Source organism: Streptomyces sudanensis (assembly GCF_023614315.1).
GTDB classification, from domain to species: Bacteria; Actinomycetota; Actinomycetes; order Streptomycetales; family Streptomycetaceae; genus Streptomyces; species Streptomyces sudanensis.
Genome location: NZ_CP095474.1, coordinates 708,147 through 710,090 on the forward strand (window position 1 = coordinate 708,147; position 1,944 = coordinate 710,090).

Annotated in this window: 2 protein-coding genes and 1 pseudogene; 1 reads left to right on the forward strand and 2 read right to left on the reverse strand. The window is 74.4% G+C overall.

Translation table 11 applies throughout. The features are described from left to right. Together MW084_RS03080 and MW084_RS03085 are read right to left on the reverse strand one after the other, a co-directional pair. A partial coding sequence (locus MW084_RS03080) for a TerD family protein (RefSeq protein ID WP_275563458.1) occupies nucleotides 1-629 on the reverse strand: 629 nt, incomplete at its 3' end. 117 nt (nucleotides 630-746) lie between these two features. Further along, a complete protein-coding gene (locus MW084_RS03085; RefSeq protein ID WP_010469110.1) occupies nucleotides 747-1,319 on the reverse strand; it encodes a M48 metallopeptidase family protein in 573 nt (190 codons plus the stop codon). A 174-nt stretch (nucleotides 1,320-1,493) separates the two neighbouring features. Between MW084_RS03085 and MW084_RS03090 the strand changes: the two are divergent. After that, a pseudogene (locus MW084_RS03090) lies at nucleotides 1,494-1,944 on the forward strand (ThiF family adenylyltransferase); the annotation flags it as partial.

The following is a 1,944-nucleotide window of genomic DNA, read 5'->3' on the forward strand; positions in this document are numbered from 1 at the left end:
GGGGCGCCGGGCGGGGGCGCGAAGCCCGGGACGGCGAAGCCCGGGGCCGCCTGCGGCTGCGCCCCGGCGTCCTGCCGGGACTCCTCCGCCTCCTCCGGCTCCTCCAGCACCTCGCCGCCGAAGTTCCTCAGCAGCGCCTCCAGCCCGCCGTCGAAGCCCTGGCCGACCGCGGCGAAGCGCCAGCCGTCCTTGCGGTAGAAGTCGCCCAGCATGACCGCGCGTTCGGTGGTGAACTCGGTGCCGTCGAACGCGTAGCGCGCGACCTCATCGCCGCCCGCGACGATCCGGATGTACCCCGGCCCGACCTGCGACATCTGTCCCGCGCCGTCGATCGTCGCCGTGAAGGACAGCCGGTGGACCGCCTCGGGGACGCGGTCGAGGGTGACCCGGAACGACTCGGTGTCCCCGGCCTGGGCGCCGAGCAGCCGGACGGACCCCTCGGGGGTCTCCGGCTGGTTGAAGAAGACGAAGTACCGGTCGTCGGAGAGCCTCTCGTCGGCGTCGAGACCGAAGCAGCTGACGTCGAAGGTCAGCCCGGGGCCCGCGATCTGCACGCCGACGTACAGATCGGTGCCCGCCGTCAGATCGCTGATCCGGGCCTTGTGGCCCCGTTGGAATTCCCTGGCCATGCGTTGCGACCGTCCCCATCCCGGATTGGTGTGCGTCGCGTCAGGCTAATGGCTGAATACGACGGGGGACCACGCCGGTGACCGGCTCGGTACCGACTCGGTACAGGACCGGTGGCGTCAGGCGCCGGGCCCGGCCGGGGGGCCGGCCGGACGGTCGGCGGCGACGCCCTCCAGGTAGCCCCGCGCGCGTTCCGTCCGGGGGTACGCCTCCAGGAGCCGCCAGAACCGCGGCCCGTGCCCGGGGACGAGCAGGTGCGCCAGCTCGTGCAGCAGGACGTAGTCGACCACGTACTCGGGCATGCCCTGGAGCCGGTGCGACAGGCGGATGCTGCCCTCGGCGGGGGTGCAGGAGCCCCAGCGGGTGTTCTGGTTGGTGACCCAGCGGACGGAGGCGGGGCGCGCCCGGCCGCCGAGGTACTGGGCGGACAGCCGCTCGGCGCGCTCGGCCAGCTCGGAGTCGCCGGGGCGGCGCCTGCTCTCCTGGGCGGCGAGCTTGTCCAGCATGACGCCGATCCAGCGCCGCTCCTCCGTCTCCGGCATCCGGGCGGGGATCAGGACGACGACCCGGTCGCCCTCCCGGTAGGCGGAGACGGTCCGGCGGCGGCGGTGGCTCCTGCGCACCTCGACGGCGGACGTCCGGCCGGTCCGGGAGGGGTCGCCGGACGGGCCGGGCTGGGAATCGGCGGGCACGCCCCGACGGTACCCGCCCGCCGGAGGCGATCCCTCCGCCGTGGCGGTTCGCGCACCATCCCTCCACAGGCCGGAGCATTCGTATGACGAGATGCCTGGACCTGTGGATGGTGCTCCGCGAAGGCGGCGGTACCGGGGGATCCTGTCCGCGTGACCGATGACGGGGGGACGGGGATGCGTCCGATGGTGAGACCGGCGCTGCGGCGGGCCTGGCGGGACCTCCAGTACGTGCAGTTCGGGGTAGCGTCCGCGCATGCCGTCGTGGTGGGACCGGTGGACACGACGACCGGGAGCCTGCTGGAGCTGCTGGACGGGACGCGCGATCTCCCGCTGGTGCGGCGGGAGGCCCGCGGGCTCGGAGTGCCGGACGCCTGGCTGGACGCGCTGCTGGCCCGGCTGGCGCGGGCCGGGCTGCTGGAGGACACGGCGGCGGGCGGCCGGGCCGCCGACGCGGTGCGGCGGGAGGCGGAGGCGCTCGACCGGCTGCGTGCCGATCTGGGGTCGCTGTCGGTGGTGCACCGGGGGCCGGGCGGGCCCCTGCGGCGGCTGGCGGCGCGGAGCGGTGTACGGGTGCAGGTCCGGGGTGCGGGCCGGGTGTTCGCTTACATTAGAAAAACAATACTAT